Origin of the sequence: Vogesella mureinivorans (assembly GCF_007644035.1) — a bacterium.
Taxonomy (GTDB): domain Bacteria; phylum Pseudomonadota; class Gammaproteobacteria; order Burkholderiales; family Chromobacteriaceae; genus Vogesella; species Vogesella mureinivorans.
In genome coordinates this window covers 1-347 of record NZ_VMTV02000672.1, presented here as the reverse complement: position 1 = coordinate 347, position 347 = coordinate 1, and the positions used below count along the sequence as shown (strand labels likewise).

The following is a 347-nucleotide window of genomic DNA, read 5'->3' as shown; positions in this document are numbered from 1 at the left end:
AGGTGACGCTTGGCTTATTACCTGGCGGTGGTGGTGTCGTACGGATGGTACGACTACTTGGATTGCAAAACGCTTTTCCATTTCTGATGGAAGGTAAGCAATTTGGGGTGGATAAAGCAAAGTCTCTCGGTTTAGTCAATGAGCTTGCTGAGGATGAGCAAGACATGCTCGACAAAGCCATTGCTTGGATCAAGACGAATCCGAAATCACAACAGCCTTATGATGTAAAAGGCTATAAGATTCCTGGTGGAGATCCAAAAACACCGGCTGTTGCCGAGCTTACTGAAAGCCAATATTTAACAGGTACAATTCGTTTAGGTGTCTCTGAAACCATCGTACACACATGG

1 protein-coding gene is annotated in these 347 nt (G+C 45.2%); it reads left to right on the top strand.

The window, feature by feature from the left end:
• The coding region (locus FLQ44_RS17665) for an enoyl-CoA hydratase-related protein (protein ID WP_206208951.1) at positions 1 to 347 on the top strand (347 nt) is incomplete at both ends.